The sequence below is a fragment of the Variovorax sp. YR634 genome (genome assembly GCF_900106655.1).
Taxonomy (GTDB): domain Bacteria; phylum Pseudomonadota; class Gammaproteobacteria; order Burkholderiales; family Burkholderiaceae_C; genus Variovorax.
Window position 1 is genome coordinate 58,271 of record NZ_FNOL01000007.1, and the last position, 20,889, is coordinate 79,159.

Consider the following 20,889-nt stretch of genomic DNA (forward strand, 5'->3'; position numbering starts at 1 on the left):
AACGGCTACAGCTTGACGTTGATGATCGACAGGATGATTGCCGAGAGCGTCAGTGCGACGGGCACCTTCTGCACAGCGAGCGCGTGGGCCCGTGCGAACGAGGCCTGCGTTTGCAGCAAGAGGCTTGTTTCGGAATGGATACGTGTGGACATTTCAGACTCCTGAGTGGTTGCGGGCTTCCTGCCCTGCATGGCCTCAACGATAGGCCTCGCTGCGCGCAACGGAGCAAGCGTTTCGACGACACGGCGTTTCCGTTTTCGCAACGATCAGGTGGCTTGTGGCCGGAACTTCCGGCGGGCCCCGGCAATCGTCGGGCTCAACCCGCGATCAGCTTCTGCACCAGCTCGGCCGTGGTCGCAGCCGCGTACTTGCGCATCAACCGCGCCCGGTGCAGCTCCACCGTGCGGTGGCTGATGCCCAGTGCCTTGCCGATTTCCTTGGAGGTCAGCCCGCGCATCACCTGCGCCGCCACCTCTCGCTCGCGCGGCGTGAGTTCGGCCTTTACGGCGCGGCGCGAGCCCAGGTCTTCGAAAGTCCAGATGCCGGCCTCGTGCGGGGCGGCGCGATTCATCGCATGGCCCGTGACGTGGCACCAGAAGGTTTCGCCTGCAATGGCGCCGTGCAGGCCACCCAGGCGCCTCATCATGCGGTTGTCGGCGTAGTGCCCGCTGGCGTTCAGAAAGGGCTCCATGCGCTTGCCGATGCGCTCGAACTCGGCCACGCTGGGGTACAGGATGCTGAACGAATGCCCGACCAGCGCGGAGGGCGTTGCGCCAAAAATCTCGCACACGCGCACGTTGCAGGCCACGATGGTGCGGTTGCTCGAAACCACCATGCCGACGGGTGCATGCTCAAAAGCCAGCCGGTAATCGATCTCGGGCATCGGGGGTCACCATTACGAAATACTACGTATGCGAGTAGGTAGTATCGTTCAGGGCTTTCCCACCCACTCTCCATTCATCCATCAAGGAGCCCGAGTGAACAAGATTTATCCCTCCGCAGACGCGGCACTCAAGGGGGTCGTGGCCGACGGGCAGATGCTCGCGGTCGGCGGCTTCGGCCTGTGCGGTATTCCCGAAGCGCTGATCGAAGCGCTCAAGGATTCCGGCGTGCAGAACCTCACCGTTGTCTCGAACAACGCGGGCGTCGACGGCTTCGGCCTCGGCAAGCTGCTGGAAACGCGCCAGATCAAGAAGATGGTCGCCTCCTACGTGGGCGAAAACAAGGAGTTCGAGCGCCAGTATCTGGCCGGCGAACTCGAGCTCGAATTCACGCCCCAGGGCACGCTGGCCGAGAAGCTGCGCGCCGGCGGCGCGGGCATTCCGGCCTTCTTCACCAAGACCGGCGTGGGCACGCAAGTGGCCGAAGGCAAGGAGCTGCGCGAATTCGACGGCGAAACCTACGTGATGGAACGTTCGCTCGTGCCGGACGTGGCACTGGTCAAGGCCGACGTGGCCGACAAGTCGGGCAACCTGCGCTTTCGCCTGACGGCGCGCAACTTCAACCCGGCCGCTGCCATGGCCGGCAAGATCTGCATCGTCGAGGTCGAGAAGATCGTCGAAGTGGGCGAGCTGGCTCCCGACGACATCCACCTGCCGGGCATCTACGTGCACCGCATCGTGCTCAACGCCAGCCCCGAGAAGCGCATCGAGAAGCGCACCGTGAGCGCCTCGGTCGATGCCGCCGCCGCCAAGGTCGAGGCCCAGACCGCCATCGCCCAGGCCGCCGCCACCAGCGAAGTGCCCGTGCCCACCGTGCCCGCCAACAAGAAAGAAGGAGCCTGAGATGCCCTGGACCCAAGACCAGATGGCGGCCCGTGCCGCGCAAGAACTCGAAGACGGCTTCTACGTCAACCTCGGCATCGGCATTCCGACGCTGGTGGCCAACCACACCGGCACGAAAGAAGTTTGGCTGCAGAGCGAGAACGGCATGCTCGGCATTGGCCCCTTCCCGACCGAAGACCAGGTCGACGCCGACCTGATCAACGCCGGCAAGCAGACCGTGACCACGCTGCCCGGCTCGGCCATCTTCGGCAGCCATGACAGCTTCGCGATGATCCGCGGCGGCAAGATCAACCTGTCGATCCTGGGCGCGATGCAGGTCAGCACCAAGGGCGACCTCGCCAACTGGATGATCCCCGGCAAGATGGTCAAGGGCATGGGCGGCGCGATGGACCTCGTGGCAGGCGTGAAGCGCGTGATCGTGCTGATGGAACACGTGGCCAAGAAGAAGGACGGCACCGAGGACCTGAAGATCCTCGAGAAGTGCACCCTGCCGCTGACGGGCGTGGGCGTGGTCGACCGCATCATCACCGACCTGGCCGTGATGGATGTGGTGCCCGAGGGCCTGAAGGTCGTCGAGCTGGCGCCGGGCGTCAGCTTCGACACGCTGCAGTCCAAGACCGGCGCCAAGCTGATCCAGTAACAGGGCAGCGAACGCAACGACAACGAAGGGCAGGGCCGCGAGAGCGGGCCCTGCCTTTTTCTTTGGAGCACACAGGAATGAATGCAAGCGAAGTTCTGGGCGGCATCTGGCGGCAGGCGGGCCTGCCTGCTGAAGCCTTGCCATTTGCGCGGCTCACGGGTGCCGACCCGGTGCTGCCGTCGTCTTTCGCGGTCGGCGTGGCGGCACAGAGCACCATCGCGGCGGCGGCGCTGGCTGCCTGCGAGCTTGGGCACCTGCGAGGTTCGGCGCGCCAGGAGGTCGGCGTCGACATGCAGCATGCGGCGCTCGACTGCACCGGCTGGTTCAGCCTCGACGGGCGCGTGCCCGATCCGTGGGACACCTTCTCGGGGCTGTACCGCTGCGCCGATGGTTGGGTGCGCATTCACGCGAACTTTGCGCATCACCGGGACGGGGCCTTGCGGTTGATGAAGCTGGACCCGGCCACTGCCACGCGCGCCGAGGCCGAGGCGGTGATGGCGACCTGGCGCGCGCATGAATTCGAGGATGCCGCCGCTGCGCAAGGGCTGGTGGCGACCGCGCTGCGCCGCTTCGACGAGTGGGACGCCACGCCGCAAGGCCAGGCCATTGCGGCGCAACCGCTGTTCACCATCGAACGGATCGGCGACGCACCGCCGCTCGCGCTGACGCCGCTGCGCGAAGATCAACGGCCACTCACCGGCGTGCGCGTGCTGGATCTGACGCGGATCCTCGCGGGCCCCGTGGGAGGGCGCGCGCTGGCGGCGTATGGCGCCGACGTGATGCTCGTCAATTCGCCGAACCTGCCGAACATCGAATCAATTGCCGACACCAGCCGCGGCAAGCTCTCGACGCATGTGGACCTGCGCACCGACGAGGGCCGAGCCGTGCTGCGGCAGCTCGCCACGCAGGCGCATGTCTTCGTGCAGGGCTACCGGCCCGGCGGCATTGCATCGCTGGGCTTCGGGCCGGCGGAGCTGGCGCGGTTGCGGCCGGGCATCGTGTGCGTGTCGCTGACGGCCTACGGCACCCAAGGTCCGTGGGCCAATCGCCGCGGTTTCGATTCGCTCGTGCAGACTGCAATGGGCTTCAACCACGCCGAAGGCGAGGCCGCTGGTGACGGCAAGCCGAAACCGCTGCCGATGCAGATCCTCGACGAAGCCACCGGCTACCTGATCGCATTCGGTGCCGCCGCTGCGCTGTGGCGACAGCAGCAGGAGGGCGGCAGCTGGCACGTGCAGGTGTCGCTGGCGCAGACGGGGCATTGGCTGCGCAGCCTCGGTCGCGTGCCCGGCGGCTTGTCGATTGCAAGGCCCGACCTCAAGCCGTACGTCGAGACCTCGGTCTCCGGCTTCGGCGAACTGGCCGCGTTGCGCCACAGCGCGCAGCTGTCGCGAACGCCCGCCGCGTGGCCGCGCCCTTCGATGCCACCGGGAAGCCATCCGCCGGTGTGGCCGGCCGACACAGCGAAGTGAGAAACTGGGCCGATGCCCTACCTCGACATCGACAACCTCCAGGCCGTTTTCCTCGACGACGATGCGCTCCGCGCGCGGCACCTGGCGCGGCTGCCCTGCGGCCCGGTGCAGATCACGAGCGGGCGCGTTGTGGCCTGCGACCCGCTGGTGCAGCCCGAGCGGCAACCCTTTGCGCGCGAGCTGCAGGCGCGCGGCGCCTTCCCCGTCGAAGTGCTGCACGACAAGGGGCGGCATGCGCTGGCGGTGCTGTGGCTGCGTGACCGCGGCAGCCTGCGCGCCGCCGATCTGAACTGGCAGATGGCGCTGGTGGAAGGGGAGTCGCTCGAAGCGTTGGGCGACGGCGAGTTCTACGGCTACCCGGTCGACGCAGGCGTCGGCTGCTTCATGGACCCCGACGCCGCAGCCGCCATGGCCGAGCGCGACAAGCGCGAATCCGCCGACCCCGATTTCATCAGCTACTACGACGACGTGCTCGCGGGCGAGATGGGCGACGCCAACGTCGTCGACCACTACCCGCTCGGGCCGGGCTCGGCGAGCAACATGGTGATCTTCCGCTCGGGCTGGGGTGACGGCAGCTACCCCAGCTTCTGGGCGCTCGACGCTGCGGGCGAACCCGTGGCGCTGGTGACCGACTTCATGATCATGGAAGGCGGCGACGCGCGCGACGAGGACGACAAGCGCAGTGATGCCTACAAGGCCGGTCTCTCGCCCGAAAAGTCGGCGGCGCTCGATGCATTGGGTGCGGCGACTGTCGAAGGCGATGTGGCGGCAATCAAGGCCCTGCTCGGTGCGGGCCTCGCGCAGTCCAACGAGATCATTCCGTCGTTCGGCGAGTCCGCGATCACGAGCGCCATCCGCATGAACCAGATCGACGCGCTGCGCGTGTTGCTGGGTGCGGTGCAAGGCCTGCCGATGCCGCCGCGGCTCTACAGGATGGACAAGGAAGAGAGCTACATCGACTACGCGCGCCGGCTCAAGAAGCCGCGCGTGGAGGGGCTGATCGAACTACTCGAAAAAGCCGCAGCGCCCGCGACAAAGCCTGGATTTCTGAAGCGCCTTTTTTCCTGAGCTTGTCCTGAGCGCTCAGGCGCCCAGCGCAGCCCGCACCTTGTCTCCCAATCCGCGCAGCCGCTCCACCGGCTCGTTGGAAAACACAAAGCGCAGATATTGCGCGCCATGCGTCTCGCCCCAGCCTTGCATTGCCGTGGCGCAGACGCGATGCGACAGCAGGCGCTGCGACAGCGTTTGCCCGTCGATGCCGAAGTCGCTCGTGCGCAGCAGCAGCGACCAGCCACCGCCCGGCACACCGACAGGCAGGCCGCGAAGTTCGTCCAGCACCGTGTCACGCCGCCGCTCCAGCTCGCCCACGTACGGCGCGAGCGTGCGCACCGATTGTTCCAGCGCCGTTGCCACTGCATCCTGCGCGATGCCCACCGGCACCACCACATTGGCCAGCGACACGGCCACGAGATCAGGCATGTAGCTCTCGGGCGCCACGGTCCAGCCGACGCGCCAGCCGATCATGCGCAGCTCCTTGGCCGACGAGCCCACGGTGATCGTGCGCTCGGCCATGCCGGGCAATCCTGCCGGGTGGATCACTTGCCGGCCGTCGAACAGCAGGCGTTCCATGGCGCTGTCGAGGATCAGCGTCAGGTCGTGCTGCACGCACAGTGCGGCGATGGCGCGCCAGTCTTCTTCATCGAAGCAGCCGCCCGTGGGCATCGAGGGCGACATCAGCAGCATCACGCGCACGCGGGGACCGACGGCGGCTTGCAGTGCGGCGCGATCGAGCTTCCATTCGCCACCGGGGCTGAACTGGAACGGCACGTACTTCGGCGTGCCGCCGGCGAGGCGGATGCGGTTGAGCAGCCCCGCATAGGTCGGATCGGTCACCAGCACTTCGTCGCCCACCTCGACCGTCGCGAGCAGCGCATTGAGGATGCCCGAGAGCCCGCCTGCCGAGATCACGCAGTTGCGCGCGCCGCTGTACGCCACGCCCGACAGCGCCGACACATGCCGCGCCGCCACGTCGCGCAATCGCGACTGGCCGACGAAGGGCAAGTAGCTGTTGTCCGAATCTTCCGAGGCCCCACGCACGGTGCGCGCAATGGCTTCGGGGTCGGGCGGGATGTCGACGTCGAGGTTCTCGAGCCGAAGAAACGGCGGGCCATCGGCATCGTCGGCAATGGCACCCATGCGGTCGACGCCGATGCCTGCGATGTGTTCAAGACGTGCGGGGCGGTGGCGTGGCATGGGGCGGGTCTCCGTGTTTTGGGGCTGGCTACGGGGCTGGCCTGCGCGGGCGGGCCGGGCGTTGCTGCTGCTGCTGTGACGCGCCATTCTCATCGCCGGGCGGGGCCAGAAGCAACAGCGCCTGCCGCGCCTGTACCGTCTCGCGCAGGAAGTCCCACACCGTCTGCATGCGCCCGAGATGCTTGGTTTCTGCCGGCATCGACATCCAGAACGTGCGCGTGAAGTTCGCCTGCCCGGGCAGCACGGGGCGCAGCGCGTTGTCGTTCTCCGCGATGAAGGCTGGCAGTACCGCGATGCCTGCGCCCGCGACCACTGCACTGTGCTGTGCGAGCACGCTGGTGCTGCGCAGCGCGAAGGCGTCGGGGCGGTGCAGTTCGTCGAGGTACTGCAGTTCCTTGCTGAAAAGCAGGTCGTCGACGTAGCTGATGAAGGTGTGGCCGCGCAGGTCTTCGCGCGTCTTGATGGGCTTGTGTGCGGCCAGGTACTTTTTCGAGGCGTAGAGCCGCAGCGTGTAGTCGGTGAGCTTGGTGACCACCACCGGCCCGCGCGCCGGGCGCTCGAGCGAGATCACGATGTCGGCCTCGCGCCGCGACAGATGCACGAGGCGCGGCATCGCGAGCAGGTCGATGGTGAGCTTCGGATGCTGCACCGCGAACAGCGCCAGCTGCGGCGCCAGCACCACCGTACCGAAGCCCTCGGTCGCGCCGATGCGCACCAGCCCCGACAAGCCTTCCTGCGAGGCCGGCGCTGCGCTTTCCACGGTGCGGAAGGCGCTCTCCATTGCCTCGACCTGCGGTTGCAGCCGCCGGCCCGCCTCGGAGAGCCGGTGGCCGCCCGATTCGCGCGAGAAGAGCGGGGCGCCGACTTCCTTTTCCAGTGCCTGGATGCGGCGCGCCACGGTGGTGTGGTCGACCTCGAGCCGGCGGGCCGCGCTCATCAGGGTGCCCGAGCGGGCGAGTTCGAGGAAGTAGCGAAGGTTGTCCCAGTCCATGTGCCCTCGTGTTTTTGGTTTGAGGCTCTGCATTTTTGCAAAGCGGCCGCGCATATTTGTCTATTGTCATGGCAAATCTGCAAAGCTAGGATGCGTGACCGAACCGGCCAGACCGGCACCCGAATTTCACCGGATTCACAGGAGACAAACCCCATGGACGCCACCACCACGCCCTCGACCCAGGTCGCCACCGTCAAATTGCTGATCGGCGGCAAGCTGGTCGAATCGAAGACCACCGAATGGCGCGACGTCGTCAATCCGGCCACGCAGCAGGTGCTGGCCCGCGTGCCCTTCGCGACGCCGGCCGAGCTGGATGCCGCCGTGGCCTCTGCCAAGGAAGCCTTCAAGACCTGGCGCAAGACGCCCATCGGTGCGCGCGCCCGCATCTTCCTGAAGCTGCAGCAACTCATTCGCGAACACATGGGCGAGCTCGCCGCGATCCTCACGGCCGAGCAGGGCAAGACGCTGCCCGACGCGGAAGGCGATGTGTTCCGCGGCCTCGAAGTGGTCGAGCACGCATCGAACATCGGCAACCTGCAGCTCGGCGAGCTGGCCAGCAACGTGGCCAATGGCGTCGATACCTACACGCTGCTGCAGCCGCTGGGCGTGTGCGCCGGCATCACGCCGTTCAACTTCCCGGCCATGATTCCGCTGTGGATGTTCCCGATGGCCATCGTCACCGGCAACACCTTCGTGCTGAAGCCTTCCGAGCAGGACCCGATGGTCACCATGCGCCTGTGCGAACTGGCGCTCGAAGCCGGCATTCCGCCCGGTGTGCTGAACGTGGTGCACGGCGGCGAAGCCATCGTCAACGGCATCTGCGATCACAAGGACATCAAGGCGATCAGCTTCGTCGGCTCGACCAAGGTCGGCACGCATGTCTACAACCGCGCCACGCTGAACGGCAAGCGCGCGCAATGCATGATGGGCGCGAAGAACCACGCCATCGTGATGCCCGACGCCAACAAGGAGCAGACGCTCAATGCGCTGGCCGGCGCGAGCTTCGGCGCCGCCGGTCAACGCTGCATGGCGGTGTCGGTTGCGGTGCTGGTGGGCGAGGCGCGCAACTGGGTGCCCGAGCTCATCGAGAAGGCGAAGACGCTGAAGATCGGTGCCGGTACTGAGAAGGGCGTGGACGTGGGCCCGCTGGTTTCGTGCGCGGCGTACGACCGCGTCAACAGCCTCATCGAACGTGGCGAAGCTGACGGTGCTCAACTGGTGCTCGACGGCCGCAAGCCCACCGTACCCGGCTACGAGAAGGGCAATTTCGTCGGCCCGACGATCTTCACCGGCGTGAAGCCCGGCATGACGATCTATGACCAGGAAATCTTCGGCCCGGTGCTGTGCATTGCCGATGCAGAGAACATCGACGAAGCCATCGAGCTGATCAACAGCAACCCGAACGGCAACGGCACGGCGATCTTCACGCAGTCGGGCGCTGCGGCGCGCCGCTTCCAGGAAGACATCGACGTGGGCCAGGTCGGCATCAACGTGCCGATTCCGGTGCCGGTTCCGATGTTCTCGTTCACCGGCTCGCGTGCGTCGAAGCTGGGCGACCTGGGCCCGTACGGCAAGCAGGTCATCATGTTCTACACGCAGACCAAGACGGTGACGGCACGCTGGTTCGACGACAGCACCGTGTCCCACGGCGTGAACACGACGATCAGCCTCAAGTAAGAAGTCCGCCGGATGGACTTCGAACTTTCCGAAGAGCAGCGCGCCTTCGCACAGACTGCGCGCGACTTTGCTCAGGCCGAGTTCGCGCCGCACGCGGCGCAGTGGGATGCCGAGGCCATCTTCCCGAAGGAGGCCATCGCAAAGGCCGGCGAACTGGGCTTCTGCGGCCTCTATGCGCCCGAGCGCGTCGGCGGCCTCGGCCTGCCGCGACTCGACGCAGCGCTGGTGTTCGAGGAGATGGCCGCGGTCGACCCCTCGACCACGGCCTTCATCACGATCCACAACATGGCGACGTGGATGCTCGGCACCTGGGCGACCGATGCGGTGGCGCAGCAGTGGGGCGAAGAACTGACGAGCGGGCGCAAGCTCGCCTCGTACTGCCTGACCGAGCCCGGCGCCGGTTCGGATGCTGGCTCGCTCAAGACGCGCGCCGAGCTGCAGGGCGCCGATTACGTCATCAACGGCGGCAAGGCCTTCATCTCGGGCGCGGGCTCGACCGACGTGCTGGTGCTGATGGCGCGCACGGGCGGTGCGGGTGCGAGTGGCATCTCGGCCTTTGCGGTGCCGGCCGACGCGCCGGGCATCAGCTACGGCAAGAAGGAGCACAAGATGGGCTGGAACAGCCAGCCCACGCGCACCATCAATTTCGACAACGTGCGCATCCCCGCGCAGAACCTGCTGGGCAAGGAAGGCGAGGGCTTTCGCATCGCCATGAAAGGGCTGGACGGCGGGCGCATCAATATCGCGACCTGCTCGGTGGGTGCTGCGCAGGGCGCGCTGGATGCAGCGCGCCGCTACCTGCACGAGCGCCAGCAGTTCGGCAAGCCGCTGGCGAGCTTCCAGGCGCTGCAGTTCAAGCTGGCCGACATGGCGACCGAACTGGTTGCTGCGCGGCAGATGGTGCGGCTCGCGGCATCGAAGCTCGATGCCGGCCATGCCGATGCGAGCACCTATTGCGCGATGGCCAAGCGCTTCGCGACCGATGCGGGCTTCAACGTCTGCAACGACGCGCTGCAGCTGCACGGGGGCTACGGCTACCTGAGCGAGTTCCCGCTGGAGCGGCTGGTTCGCGATGCGCGGGTTCACCAGATCCTCGAAGGCACCAACGAGATCATGCGCGTGATCGTTGCGCGAAAATTGCTGGAAGGGGACAGCGATATCCGCTGAAGCCCCGCATCCAGAACCCCTCAAGACAATGACCGACTCCGTAGTTCTCTTCGACGAAATCAAGACCGCCGGTGGCCAGCGCTTTGCCGTGGCCACGCTCAACGCACCGGCTTCGCTCAACGCGCTGTCCGTGGACATGGTGCGTCTGCTCACGCCAAAGCTGCGCGAATGGGCGCAGGACGCCGGCATCGTCGGCGTGCTGCTGCAGGCGGCAGGCGAGAAGGCCTTCTGCGCCGGCGGCGACCTGCGCCAGCTCTACCAGACGCTGCTCGACTGCGGCCCCGCGCGCAACACCTATGCCGAAGATTTCTTCCGCGAGGAGTACGAGCTCGACTACCTGATCCACACCTTCCCCAAGCCTTTTCTGTGCTGGGGCCACGGCATCGTGATGGGCGGCGGCGTGGGCCTGTTGGCTGGCGCATCGCACCGCGTGATGACGCTGCAGAGCCGCATCGCGATGCCCGAGATCAACATCGGCCTGTACCCGGACGTGGGCGGCAGCTGGTTCCTGCGCCGCACGCCGGGCCGCACGGGGCTGTTTCTCGCGCTCACGGCCGCCAACGTCAACGCCGCCGACACCATCTTCTGCGGACTGGCCGACGTGCTGGTGCCGCAGGAGCGCAAGGGCGAAGTGCTCGAAGCTATCGGCGCCACGCGGTGGGCAGGCGAGCAGAAGGCCGACCGCGCCACGCTGTCGCGCATCCTCGCCACGGCAGGCGAGGGCGCGGAGATGCCGGCCTCGAAGGTGCGAGAGCACTATGACACCATCAACGCCCTGATGGCTGGCGACGACCTGCTCGACATCGCGAAGCGCCTGCATGACCTGCAAAGCGACGACGCGTGGCTGCAGACGGCGGCCAAGACCTTCGCCAAGGGCGCGCCGAGTTCGGCTGCGCTGAGCTTCGAGCTGTGGCAGCGTGTGCTGCGCATGTCGCTGGCCGAAGTGTTCCGCCTTGAGTATTGGGCTTCGCTCGGCTTCTGCGCGCACAAGGACTTTGCCGAAGGCATCCGCGCCGTGCTGGTCGACAAGGACCGCAACCCGCGCTGGAGCCCGGCCACGCTCGACGAGATCACGCCCGCCTTCATCGAAGACCACTTGCGCCCGCGCGGCGAGATGCCTGCCGAGCTGGCGTCGCTGGTCTGAGTTTCATCATTTCCCGCACAGAACAACGGAGACAAGACAAATGAAGATCGCATTCATCGGCCTCGGCAACATGGGCGGCCCGATGGCCATGAACCTGCTCAAGGCCGGCCACACGCTCAGCGCCTTCGACCTCTCGGCCGAGGCCAGCAAGAAGTTCGGCGGCGAGGGCCTGCCCATTGCCGCTTCGGCTGCAGAAGCGGTGGTCGACGCCGAGGTCGTCATCAGCATGCTGCCGGCCAGCGCGCATGTCGAGGGCCTGTTCCTCGGTGGCGCTGGCAAGCCCGGCCTGCTCGACAGCATTCGCGCCGGCACGCTGGTGATCGACAGCAGCACCATCGCCGCGGCCACGTCGCGCAAGGTGGCTGAAGCGGCCGCCGTCAAGGGCATCGCGATGATCGATGCGCCCGTGTCGGGCGGCACTGGCGGCGCGATTGCCGGCACGCTGACCTTCATGGTCGGTGGCGAAGTGCAAGACCTGGAGCGCGCGCGTCCGGTGCTCGAAAAGATGGGAGCCAACATCTTCCACGCCGGCGCGGCCGGTGCGGGTCAGACAGCGAAGATCTGCAACAACATGCTGCTCGGCATTTTGATGATCGGCACTTCGGAGGCGCTGGCGCTGGGCGTGGCCAACGGGCTCGATCCGAAGGTGCTGTCGGAGATCATGCGCCGCAGCTCGGGCGGCAATTGGGCGCTCGAAAAGTACAACCCGATGCCGGACGTGATGGAAACTTCGCCCGCCTCGAAGAACTATGCCGGCGGCTTCGGCACCGACCTGATGCTCAAGGACCTGGGGCTCGCGCAGGAAAACGCGACCGCCGTGCGCGCGGCAACGCCGTTGGGTGGGTTGGCGCGCAGCCTCTATGCGGCACATAGCCTCGCGGGCCATGGCGCGCTCGATTTTTCGAGCGTGCTGAAGCTGGTACAGAAGGCGTCCTGAGCCGGACGCTGGCGGTGGTCAGCCGTAGTGGGAGTGCAGGGCCCAAAGCAGGCCGATCACCACCACGAACAACACGGTGAAAAGCACCCAGGCGCGCATGATCGCCTGGTTTTCCGTGATTTCGGTAGGTGCAGCCGATGCGGGAGGCGGACTAGGAGCGGCGGGCGGTGCTTGGGTCATGCCCGACTGTACCCCGCGGCGAGGCCGTGCTGGCCAGCTTTGCAGAAGCGTCCATCCGCGACATCGCCCACATGATGCCGGCCGCCACGAGGTTGGCCCCCACGCTGAAAAGAATCGGCAGCAGATAGCTGCGGCTCACGTCGAAGGCAAAGCCCGCAGCGGCCGGGCCGACCAGCGTGCCGAAGGCCACGCTTGTGTAGAGCACGCCGATGATCGCGCCGATGTTGCGCCCGCCGAAGTAGTCCATCACCAGCGCCGGCAACAGCGCGACAAAGCCGCCGTAGAACGCGCCGTAGAAAAACGCGAACACCGCCAGCCCCCAGAAGCCGCTGGACGCTGCCCACACGAGCAGCGACAGCGCCATGCCGGCCGACATCAGCAGCATGGTCTGCGCGCGCCCCATGCGGTCGGCCAGCCCGCCCAGAAAGAAGCGCCCGGCCGTGCTGCCGACGCCGATGGCGCCCAGCAGCAGCACCGCATGCGCATTGGGCACGCCATGGTCCAGCGCGTAGGGCACCAGGTGCACGAAGGGCACGAACAGGCCGAAGGAACTGATGAGGCAGGCCACGTACAGGCCGGCGAAGCGCCGCGAGCGCACGGCATCGCGCACCGTGAAGCCCTCGGCTTGGGCGGACGTGGCCAGAGGCTGCGGCGGATCGCCGTCGGGGCCGAGCCCGCGGTCGCGCGGGTCGTTCTCGATCAGCAGCGCCATGCCCACGCCCACCAACACCGCCAGCGCGCCTAGCGCCAGGTAGGCGTTCCGCCAGCCGAGCGTCTCGATGAAGAGCGAGGCCAGCGGCGGCATCACCAGCGTGCCCACGCCGATGCCGCTCACGGCCAGCCCCGAGGCAAAGCCGCGCCGTCTGACGAACCAGCGCTGCACAGCGCCCAGCACCGGCACGTACGACGCACCGACCCCGAGGCCGACGCCCAGCCCGTAGGCGAGATAGATCTGCGTCAGGCTTCGCGCCTGCCCCGCAAGCGCCAGCCCCAGCCCGACCAGCACCATGCCGGCGACGGCCAGCCGCCGCGAACCCCAGCGGTCGGCCAGCGGGCCGCTGAGCACGCCGAGGCCGAAGTAGAGAAAGCCCGCCAGCGAGAACACCAGCGAGACCGAGCCGCGCGAGGCGCCGAAGTCTTTCTGCAGCGATTCGAGAAAGGCGCTGAAGGTGTAAGCGCTGCCGAAGCCGACAAAGGTCACGGCAAAGGCGCCCGCGACCACCAGCCAGCCGCGGAAGAGACCGCCGGCTTGCGATGAGGTTGGCGTGTGGCTCAAGGGCATAGGCCTTTAAAGATCAGAATATCTGAATGGATTGATTTCGGTTGTGCGAATATTCCCGCTTATAAATCTGAGCCGCAAACCAGAATTTCTGCTGTTGCTGAATCAGAATTTCTAAATAATGGAACACCAGCTCCCACCCCTCAACGCACTCCGTGCCTTCGAAGCCACGGCGCGCCATCTCTCGGTGAAGAACGCGGCGGACGAGCTGTGCGTGACCCCCGGCGCCGTGAGCCAGCTCGTCAAGACGCTGGAGCTGCATCTCGGCGTGCAGCTGTTCCGCCGCGTCAATCGCGGCGTCTTCCTGACCGACGCGGGCCAGGCCTATCTGCCGCCCGTGCGCAATGCCTTCAGGCAGATCAGCGATGCCACGCAGAAGGTGGCCGTGCCTGCGGAGACCGGCCTGCTCACCGTGAGCGCCACGCCGTTCTTTGCTTCGGCGTGGCTTGTGCCGCGCCTGAAGTCCTTCCAGGACGCACATCCCGACATCGACCTGCAGGTGCTGACCAGCAATGCGCTGGCCGATTTCTCGCGCGACGGCGTAGACGTCGCCATCCGTCACGGCATGGGCCAGTACCCCGGGCTCGCCAGCCAACGCGTGCTCACGGTCGAGATGGTTCCCGTCGCTGCGCCCGCGCTGGTCGTCGAACACGGCAAGCCGAAGAAGCCGGCCGACCTACTGCGGTGGCCGCGCGTGAACGATGCCGATCGCAAGGGCTGGCGCCTGTGGTTCGAGGCGCAGGGCATCGAAGATGCCGGCCCGGCGCGCGGGCCTTCTTTCGACGACGCCGGCCTGTTGCTGCAGGCGGTGCTCGCAGGGCAGGGCGCGGCGCTGCTGCCCGCGGCCATGATGGCTCCCGAGATCGCGCAGGGCCGGCTCGTGCAGCTCTCGAAAGTGACGTGGCTCGAAGACTTCGCGTACTACCTCGTGTGCCCCGAGGGCAGCCGCGACCGGCCGAAAGTTGCGGCTTTTCGTGACTGGCTGCTCGGCGCGGTGCGCCAGAAAGGCGCTTCGTCAGGTAGCCGCAAGAGAGCATCGTCGACAGTCGCAGGTCAGGCCGTAGCGCCGCCACCCCGGCGGCGTGCCGTGCCCAAGCCTTGATGAAACTCCAGCGACACAGATTCCTCCGCCAGATGGCCGCCCGGCCGCGACTCTTCATTGCCACGGCCATCGCCATTGCGACCGGCGTGCTCATACCCTCGGCTGTCGAAGCCCACCTGGTCACGCGCCTGCTGATCGCGTGGAACACGGGAGCCTGCCTGTACGTGCTGCTGGCCGCGGTCATGATGACCCGGTCGTCGCAGCAGCACATGCGCTATCGCGCGCAGATGCAGGACGATGGGCAGATCGTCATCCTCGTGCTGGTGGTGGTGTCCGCCATTGCGAGCCTGGCGGCCATCGGCGGCGAACTCGCGGTGGTGAAGGACATGCACGGCCTGGAGAAGATCGCGCACATCACGCTGGCCGGGCTCACGGTGATGTCGTCGTGGGCCTTCACGCAGATCATGTTCACGCTGCACTACGCGCATGACTACTACGCCGGGGCGGGCCAGGGGCGAAAACCCGGCCTCCAGTTTCCGGATGACGACCCGCCGACCTACGGCGACTTCTTCTACTTCTCCGCGGTGATCGGCACCTCGGGGCAGACGGCGGATGTGTCCTTCGTGTCCAAGCCTCTGCGGCGCATCGGCTCGGTGCATTGCATCCTGGCCTACCTCTTCAACACGACCGTGCTCGCGTTGCTCATCAACATCGGCGCGAGCATGTTTTGAGCACGCCGGCACGCCATCGAAGATTCGCTGCTGCCGCGGCCCTGCTGTGCCTCGCGCCGGCCGCGCGGGCCGACGACGAACCGGCCGAGCTGCCATTCAAGCTCACCGTGGGCGCCTACCGGGTTTCAGGCGGCGGCCTGCCCGCGGGGCCGGGGCTGGACATGAACCTGCGCTACACCTACGGCGACGGCAATGTCTGGATCGGCTGGTTCCGCTCGCCGGTACTCGACTTCGCGCAGCCGCGCGTGGGGTGGGACCACACCTTCACGCTGGGGCCGGTGCGGGTGCTGCCTTCGTTGCAGGCGGCCTCGGGCGGGTTCGTGGGCGGCAGCCTGGCGGTGGAAACCGGCGACAGCTGGTTCGTCGGCACGGGGCTGGGCCGCACCAACCTTCGCAACTACGCGAACCTGAACTTCGACCCGAACGATTCGTACACGGTGTATGGCGGCTACAAGTGGACGGACGGCACGGCGTTGTCGCTCTCGCTGATCCGCGACAACCGGCTGAACCCCGACCAGCAGGACGTGCATCTGATCTACCGCGTGCCGTTGCCCGAGCGGCAACGCCTGACTGTCGACCTGCTGGCCAAGCAGGGCACTGTCGATGGCCGGTTCATTCGCCGCGCGGGCCTGACGGTCACTTACGACTGGCCGCGCTGGTTCGTTCGCGCAGCCTACGACCCGAAGGTGAACTTCACCGCGCAGGACATGGTGCGGCTGTCGGTGGGCACGCGGTTCTGAAGAGAAAAAACACTCAGAGCAGTTCGATTCCCGGCAGGCTCTTGAAGCAGTTCTCTCGCGTGATGCGCACGAAGTCCGCCAGCCACGGCTGCTCCGACGTGCCCGGCGTGCAGGCCATGTAGAGCCGCCCCGTCAGCCCCTTGCTGCCCACGCGCCGGGCAGTGACGTAGCCGCGGTCCAGGTAGTTCTGCACCGCCCACAGCGGCAGCGTTGCCACGCCACGCCCGCTGGCTACCAACTGCAGCATTGCCACCGTGAGCTCGGTCGTGCGCCTGTGCGCAGGCTCCGCGCCTGCGGGCGCCAGCACCTGTCGCACGACGTCGATCACTTCATCGGGCACGGGGTAGGTGATGAGCGTCTGGTCGGTGAAGTGGCGCGCGGTGAGGTAGGCCTTGGCCGTCAGCGGATGGTCGTTGGCCAGCAGGGCCATGATTTCGAAGCGGAACAGCGCGTGATAGTCCACCGCTTCGTTGGGGCCTTCCCTGGACACGATCGCCACTTCGGCGCGGTTCTGCGTCACCAGCGCGATCGGGTCGGAGTGAAAGCCCGAGACGATGTCGAGCTCGATCTCGGGCCAGCGCTGGCGGAACGCATCCATTGCCGGCATGAGCCAGTCGAAGCAGGCGTGGCACTCGACCACGATGCGCAGCTGGCCACTGCGCCCCAGCGCGAGCCGCGCCACGTCGCGCTCGGCTTCTTCGATGAGCGGCAGCGCCGTGTCGGCCAACTGCAGCAGACGCAGGCCGGTGGTGCTGAACTGCGGTGGCACCGACTTGCGCTCGAACAGCTGTGCGTCGTAGCGGTCTTCGAGCAGCTTGATCTGGTGCGACAGCGCCGATTGCGTAAGGTTGAGCAATTGCGCCGCGCGCACCAGGCTGCCAGTGTCGCGAAGCGCGATGAGCGTGCGCAGATGACGTATTTCGAGGATCGACTGGAGCATGAAAATTATTCAATCGAATTTACGAAATATCTCGGTTGAATCATATGCCTCGCGGCCGGTCACATCCAGTTGCTTGGCTGCAAGCCGGCACGTTTCGATTCCATGGCGACGAGCCTGAACTTTTGCGTTACTTCACAAGATGGCGCGACGTGGGGAGCGGGCAGGTGTGCCAATAATGGCACCATGCTCTCTCCGAACCGTCTTTCGCCGTTCCGTTTCTCCCTGTTGCTCTTGCTGTTTCTGGCCCCGTTGATGGGCTGGGCGCAGAACCGTGCGGAAGCACTCCTGCAGTTCGAAGGCGTGCAGGCGCGCTACCAGGCGTCTTATGCACCCGGCGCCGTCGCGCGCGGAGCGAAGGAGCTGCTTGACCCCGATGACCAAGCCATCGCCGACAAGGCGCTCAAGGCGCTGGACATGGCTGCCACGCGCGCGTTCAACACCGCTGCCTCGGTGTCCGCCATCCAGCAGGAAGTGGCATCGGCAGGCAACGGCGGTGCCGCACTCAGCCCGCAAGTGCAGGCCGCCGTGGCCCGCTTCGTGAAGCTGCGTACCGACTACACCGCGATGAGCGAGGCCGGCAGGGCCGAGTTCTTCAACCGCGAGCGCGCCAGGCCGGCCGACCCAGCGCGCACCGAACTGCTCGAACGCATGGCCGTGGCCGATGTTCGCGAGATCGACTTTTCAAGCCAGCTGCTGATGAGCGCGGTGGTCAAGCAACTGGCGCGCGGTAACGGCGGACAACTCAGCTCGCTGCCGGACCGCACGCTCGACATGGCTCTCGACACGCTGTGGTCGCGTGGTGTGACGTCGACGCGCCCGCGCAACCTGATGCTGGTGGCGCGCGAGTTCGAAAAGCAGATAACGCAGGCACTGCTCGCCGCGCTGCCCGATGCCGATGTGGCCGCATTGCTGGCCTGGCGCAACGACCCGCAGGCCGCAGCCGAGCGCGAGGCCCTGGTGGGCACTTATCGCGCCGAGGTCAAGGGGAGCGGCGGGGTCGCGCTGCGGACCCTGGTGCGCGCCTGGCCGCGCTCCTGACGATCGCGTTGTTGCCGGACGGTGCTGCCGCGTAAGGCATGAACCGGCTCTGGTTCTCGTCCACGTCGAGCGGCCGGCCGACGAACGGAAACGCGCGCTGCGGGCAGGCCTCGCGCTCGCACACCTTGCAGCCCGCGCCGATGGGTGTGGGCACGTCGGGGTCGCGCAAGTCCATGCCCTTTGAATAGACCAGCCGCGTGGCGTGGCTGATGTCGCAGCCCAGCCCGATCGAGAAGGTCTTGTTGGGCGAACCGTAGCCGCGGTAGCCGTGCGACACGGTGCGTGCAATCCAGAGGTAGGCGCGTCCGTCTGGCATGCGAGCGAGCTGCGTGAGCACGCGGCCGGGCTGCGCGAAGGCCTCGTACACGTTCCACAACGGGCAGGTGCCGCCGGTCTTCGAGAAGTGGAAGTGCGTGGCCGATTGCCGCTTCGAGATGTTGCCCGCGCGATCGACGCGGATCAGGAAGAAAGGCACGCCTCGCGCCTCGGGTCGCTGCAGCGAACTCAGGCGGTGGCAGATGGTCTCGAAGCCCACGCCGAAGCGGCGCGCCAGCTGGTCGATGTCGTAGCGCAACTGCTCGGCAGTTTCGAGGAACTCGCCGTAGGGCAGCAGCAGCGCGGCGGCGAAGTAGTTGGCCAGGCCGATGCGCGCGAGCGAGCGGGCCGTGTCGCTCGACAGCGGCGCGGCGGCCACCAGCTCGTCGAGCATGTCGCCCACTTCGAAGAAGGCGAGCTGCGTGGCGAGCTGGAATGCATGCTGCCCGGGCTCCAGGTAGGGCGAGAGCCTCAGCACACGTGAGCCCGGGTCGTAGCGCCGCTGCGCGCCGGCCTCACCGTCTTCGGCGGGCACAACCCGCACGCCATGCGCATCGAGCAACTGGCGCGCGAGGCGGTCGCCGGGGCTGCCTTCTCGCAGGCGCCATCGCGCGGCGAGGGCTTCGGCCGCTTCATCGAGCGGCGCGATGTGGTTCTGGTGCGCGAAGAAGAAGTCGCGCACTTCCTCGAAGGGCATGGGCCGAGCCTGCGGCATTCGTGCGAGATCACCGCGTCCGTCGCCGAGTTCGCCCGCCAATGCCTCGAGCCGTTCCATCGCATCGCGGTGGCGCTGGTGCAGCGCAACCAGCGCGCGGCCCACGGCCGGCATCTGCGTGGCGACTTCGCGTAGCTCGGCCAGCGCGACGGCATCGCCGCCGGGGTTGTCGGCCAGTGCCTCGCGCAGGCTGGCGATGAGGCGCGCTTCTTCGTCTTCGGAGAAGGCCTGGATGTCGACGCCCAGCGTGGCATGCAGGCGCAGAAGCACCGGCACCGTGAGCGGCCGCTGGTTCTGCTCGATCTGGTTCAGGTAGCTGGGCGACAGGCCCAACTGCTGCGCGAGCGCGAGCTGGCTCAGGCCGCGCTCTTCGCGCAGGCTGCGCAGCCGCACGCCCATGAAAGTCTTCTTCATCGCTTGATCCGGTTATTCGCAAGATTCGCAAATACCGCGAGGCTCATTCGCAACCATTTGCCCAATCAAGCCTTCATTATGGGCACGATCTTTTGTGAATTGCGAATTGTGCAAAGCTCACGGACCGGCCCATTGGGGAGACAAAGAGCTTGCGGGGTGCGGTGGCTGGCATGCAATGTGCATGAATTTGCTTGTGCGATGCCCGACACTTGACGGGCTAGAAGAAAAGTACACAAACTAACCGCATTTCCGGCGACCGAAAGGGCAGTTGAGTTAGCCTTGACCGAAAGTTCCTCGTTATTGTTTCAATTTCATGAACACTGCGATTCGATTGAGCGGGGGTTTACCCTAGGAATCGCGGTGCACACTTGGGGCACCCAAAAGCCCAATGAAGAAGGAATTGAAATGAAGACCTCGAACATCCTCGCCGCCGCCGCTCTGTCCCTGCTCGCCGCCGCTGGCGCCCATGCAGAAACCTACGAAGGCGTTCAGCCCCTGACCTCTGGCTACAGCCGCGCCGAAGTGGCGCCCCAAGCCGTGGCAGCTGCCCGTGCCGGCAACGCTTATGGCGACAACGAAGGCGCTGCGTCGACCGCAACGCCCGCCCTGACCGCTTCGGTCGACCGCGCCACTGTTCGCAGCGAGGCTGTTGCCGCTGCACACGCACCTGGCCAGAACCTGCGTCCCGAAACCTTCGCTGGCAGCGTGATCCCCTCGCAAGCGAAGGGCCTGACCTTCACGCGTCAAGCCGGCCTGTAATTGAAGGCGGCGCAAGCCGCCTCAGTCACACGTAAATAAAAAACCGGACCTGCGAAAGCAGCGTCCGGTTTTTTCATTGGGGCTTGGGTTTGTGTTTGGCGCCGTGCCGGTGGCAGTCGTGCGCGTGGTCGTCCACGATGCCTGTGGCCTGCATCCACGCGTAGACGATGACGGGGCCGACGAACTTGAAGCCGCGCTTCTTGAGCACTGCGGAAATATCCTCCGACAGCGGCGTCTTCACCGGCACGCTGCCGGTGCGGTTGACGATGGGCTTGCCGCCCGCCATGCCCCAGATGAATTCGGAGAAATCTTCGCCCGCCGCCTGCATCGCGAGGTAGGCGCGTGCATTGCCGATGGTGGCCTCGATCTTCGAGCGCGAGCGCACGATGCCGGCGTCCTGCATCAGCCGCTCGACATCGGCCTCGGTGAATTTGACGATCTTCTCCGGCACGAAGCCTTTGAAGGCCTTGCGGAACGCGTCGCGCTTGCGCAGGATGGTGAGCCACGAGAGGCCAGCCTGGAAGCCGTCGAGCATGAGCTTTTCCCACAGCGCGCGGCTGTCGCGCTCGGGCACACCCCATTCGGCGTCGTGATAGGCGGCCAGCAGCGGGTCGGTCTGGGCCCAGGCGCAGCGGATCTTGTCGGTGCTGTTGCTCATTGTTCGTTCGATT

The 20,889-nt window shown here is 66.5% G+C and carries 22 protein-coding genes; 13 read left to right on the forward strand and 9 right to left on the reverse strand.

Annotated features, from left to right (window positions below):
- Nucleotides 1-5 precede the first annotated feature (5 nt).
- Together BLV60_RS34395 and BLV60_RS14520 are read right to left on the reverse strand one after the other, a co-directional pair.
- Nucleotides 6-152 (reverse strand): hypothetical protein, encoded by a 147-nt coding sequence (locus tag BLV60_RS34395; protein WP_176928800.1) that lies wholly within the window; start codon nt 150-152, stop codon nt 6-8.
- A 164-nt stretch (nt 153-316) separates the two neighbouring features.
- The gene (locus BLV60_RS14520; protein ID WP_093055635.1) at nt 317-883 is read right to left on the reverse strand and encodes a LuxR C-terminal-related transcriptional regulator; all 567 of its coding nucleotides are present in this window, start codon (nt 881-883) and stop codon (nt 317-319) included.
- Nucleotides 884-977: 94 nt separating this feature from the next.
- Here BLV60_RS14520 and BLV60_RS14525 point away from each other — a divergent pair, with 94 nt between their 5' ends.
- The 4 genes from BLV60_RS14525 to BLV60_RS14540 all read left to right on the forward strand — a co-directional run bounded on the left by BLV60_RS14525 (nt 978) and on the right by BLV60_RS14540 (nt 4,964).
- On the forward strand, nt 978-1,784 hold the full coding sequence (locus BLV60_RS14525) for a CoA transferase subunit A (protein ID WP_093055637.1): 807 nt from the start codon (nt 978-980) through the stop codon (nt 1,782-1,784).
- Nucleotide 1,785: 1 nt separating this feature from the next.
- Nucleotides 1,786-2,424 (forward strand): 3-oxoacid CoA-transferase subunit B, encoded by a 639-nt coding sequence (locus tag BLV60_RS14530; protein ID WP_093055639.1) that lies wholly within the window; start codon nt 1,786-1,788, stop codon nt 2,422-2,424.
- A gap of 77 nt (nt 2,425-2,501) precedes the next feature.
- Nucleotides 2,502-3,896, forward strand: coding sequence for a CoA transferase (locus BLV60_RS14535; RefSeq protein ID WP_093055641.1), 1,395 nt, complete (start codon nt 2,502-2,504; stop codon nt 3,894-3,896).
- A 12-nt stretch (nt 3,897-3,908) separates the two neighbouring features.
- A complete protein-coding gene (locus tag BLV60_RS14540) occupies nt 3,909-4,964 on the forward strand; it encodes a DUF4241 domain-containing protein (protein ID WP_093055643.1) in 1,056 nt (351 codons plus the stop codon).
- A gap of 15 nt (nt 4,965-4,979) precedes the next feature.
- On the opposite strand, the gene BLV60_RS14545 is transcribed toward BLV60_RS14540, so the two are convergent.
- Together BLV60_RS14545 and BLV60_RS14550 are read right to left on the reverse strand one after the other, a co-directional pair.
- Nucleotides 4,980-6,149, reverse strand: a complete 1,170-nt coding sequence (locus tag BLV60_RS14545; RefSeq protein WP_093055968.1) for a pyridoxal phosphate-dependent aminotransferase — start codon at nt 6,147-6,149, stop codon at nt 4,980-4,982.
- A gap of 28 nt (nt 6,150-6,177) precedes the next feature.
- A complete protein-coding gene (locus BLV60_RS14550; protein ID WP_093055645.1) occupies nt 6,178-7,140 on the reverse strand; it encodes a LysR family transcriptional regulator in 963 nt (320 codons plus the stop codon).
- A 153-nt stretch (nt 7,141-7,293) separates the two neighbouring features.
- On the opposite strand from BLV60_RS14550, the gene BLV60_RS14555 reads away from it, so the two are divergent.
- From BLV60_RS14555 to mmsB, 4 genes are read left to right on the forward strand one after another with little or no spacing between them, the layout of a single operon-like run.
- Complete coding sequence (locus tag BLV60_RS14555; RefSeq protein WP_093055647.1) at nt 7,294-8,817, forward strand: CoA-acylating methylmalonate-semialdehyde dehydrogenase; 1,524 nt, start codon at nt 7,294-7,296, stop codon at nt 8,815-8,817.
- A gap of 12 nt (nt 8,818-8,829) precedes the next feature.
- Nucleotides 8,830-9,984 carry an acyl-CoA dehydrogenase family protein gene (locus tag BLV60_RS14560; protein WP_093055649.1) on the forward strand — a complete coding sequence of 385 codons (1,155 nt, stop codon included), beginning with the start codon at nt 8,830-8,832 and terminating at the stop codon, nt 9,982-9,984.
- 28 nt (nt 9,985-10,012) lie between these two features.
- Nucleotides 10,013-11,128, forward strand: a complete 1,116-nt coding sequence (locus tag BLV60_RS14565) for an enoyl-CoA hydratase/isomerase family protein (RefSeq protein ID WP_093055651.1) — start codon at nt 10,013-10,015, stop codon at nt 11,126-11,128.
- A gap of 40 nt (nt 11,129-11,168) precedes the next feature.
- Nucleotides 11,169-12,065: a 3-hydroxyisobutyrate dehydrogenase gene (gene mmsB / locus BLV60_RS14570; RefSeq protein WP_093055653.1), complete on the forward strand. Its 897-nt coding sequence runs from the start codon at nt 11,169-11,171 to the stop codon at nt 12,063-12,065.
- Nucleotides 12,066-12,083: 18 nt separating this feature from the next.
- Here mmsB and BLV60_RS34400 read toward each other — a convergent pair whose 3' ends face one another.
- Both BLV60_RS34400 and BLV60_RS14575 read right to left on the reverse strand, forming a co-directional pair.
- Nucleotides 12,084-12,245: a hypothetical protein gene (locus BLV60_RS34400; protein ID WP_176928801.1), complete on the reverse strand. Its 162-nt coding sequence runs from the start codon at nt 12,243-12,245 to the stop codon at nt 12,084-12,086.
- Nucleotides 12,217-13,527, reverse strand: coding sequence for an MFS transporter (locus tag BLV60_RS14575; protein ID WP_093055655.1), 1,311 nt, complete (start codon nt 13,525-13,527; stop codon nt 12,217-12,219). Before BLV60_RS14575 ends, BLV60_RS34400 begins: the two co-directional genes overlap by 29 nt.
- A gap of 118 nt (nt 13,528-13,645) precedes the next feature.
- Between BLV60_RS14575 and gcvA the strand changes: the two genes are divergently transcribed.
- Genes gcvA through BLV60_RS14590 form a run of 3 tightly spaced genes read left to right on the forward strand, consistent with a single transcriptional unit; the run spans nt 13,646 to nt 16,037 of the window.
- Nucleotides 13,646-14,626, forward strand: coding sequence for a transcriptional regulator GcvA (gene gcvA / locus BLV60_RS14580; protein ID WP_093055657.1), 981 nt, complete (start codon nt 13,646-13,648; stop codon nt 14,624-14,626).
- Between the two features lie 32 nt (nt 14,627-14,658).
- The gene (locus BLV60_RS14585; RefSeq protein WP_093055659.1) at nt 14,659-15,297 is read left to right on the forward strand and encodes a DUF1345 domain-containing protein; all 639 of its coding nucleotides are present in this window, start codon (nt 14,659-14,661) and stop codon (nt 15,295-15,297) included.
- Nucleotides 15,294-16,037, forward strand: a complete 744-nt coding sequence (locus tag BLV60_RS14590; protein WP_256329093.1) for a hypothetical protein — start codon at nt 15,294-15,296, stop codon at nt 16,035-16,037. The genes BLV60_RS14585 and BLV60_RS14590 overlap by 4 nt, the downstream gene beginning before the upstream one ends.
- Before the next feature lie 13 nt (nt 16,038-16,050).
- Here the strand turns inward: BLV60_RS14590 and BLV60_RS14595 are convergent, their stop codons facing one another.
- Complete coding sequence (locus BLV60_RS14595; protein ID WP_093055661.1) at nt 16,051-16,977, reverse strand: LysR family transcriptional regulator; 927 nt, start codon at nt 16,975-16,977, stop codon at nt 16,051-16,053.
- Between the two features lie 183 nt (nt 16,978-17,160).
- Here BLV60_RS14595 and BLV60_RS14600 point away from each other — a divergent pair, with 183 nt between their 5' ends.
- Entirely contained in the window at nt 17,161-18,015 is an 855-nt protein-coding gene (locus BLV60_RS14600; protein ID WP_093055663.1) for a hypothetical protein, read from the forward strand.
- Here BLV60_RS14600 and BLV60_RS14605 read toward each other — a convergent pair.
- Nucleotides 17,957-19,459, reverse strand: coding sequence for a short-chain fatty acyl-CoA regulator family protein (locus tag BLV60_RS14605; protein WP_093055665.1), 1,503 nt, complete (start codon nt 19,457-19,459; stop codon nt 17,957-17,959). The two genes, BLV60_RS14600 and BLV60_RS14605, sit on opposite strands and share 59 nt — an antisense overlap.
- A 405-nt stretch (nt 19,460-19,864) precedes the next feature.
- Here BLV60_RS14605 and BLV60_RS14610 point away from each other — a divergent pair, with 405 nt between their 5' ends.
- A complete protein-coding gene (locus BLV60_RS14610) occupies nt 19,865-20,218 on the forward strand; it encodes an alpha/beta hydrolase (protein WP_093055667.1) in 354 nt (117 codons plus the stop codon).
- A gap of 73 nt (nt 20,219-20,291) precedes the next feature.
- Here BLV60_RS14610 and BLV60_RS14615 read toward each other — a convergent pair whose 3' ends face one another.
- Nucleotides 20,292-20,876 carry a DNA-3-methyladenine glycosylase I gene (locus BLV60_RS14615; RefSeq protein ID WP_093055669.1) on the reverse strand — a complete coding sequence of 195 codons (585 nt, stop codon included), beginning with the start codon at nt 20,874-20,876 and terminating at the stop codon, nt 20,292-20,294.
- Between the last annotated feature and the right edge of the window lie 13 nt (nt 20,877-20,889).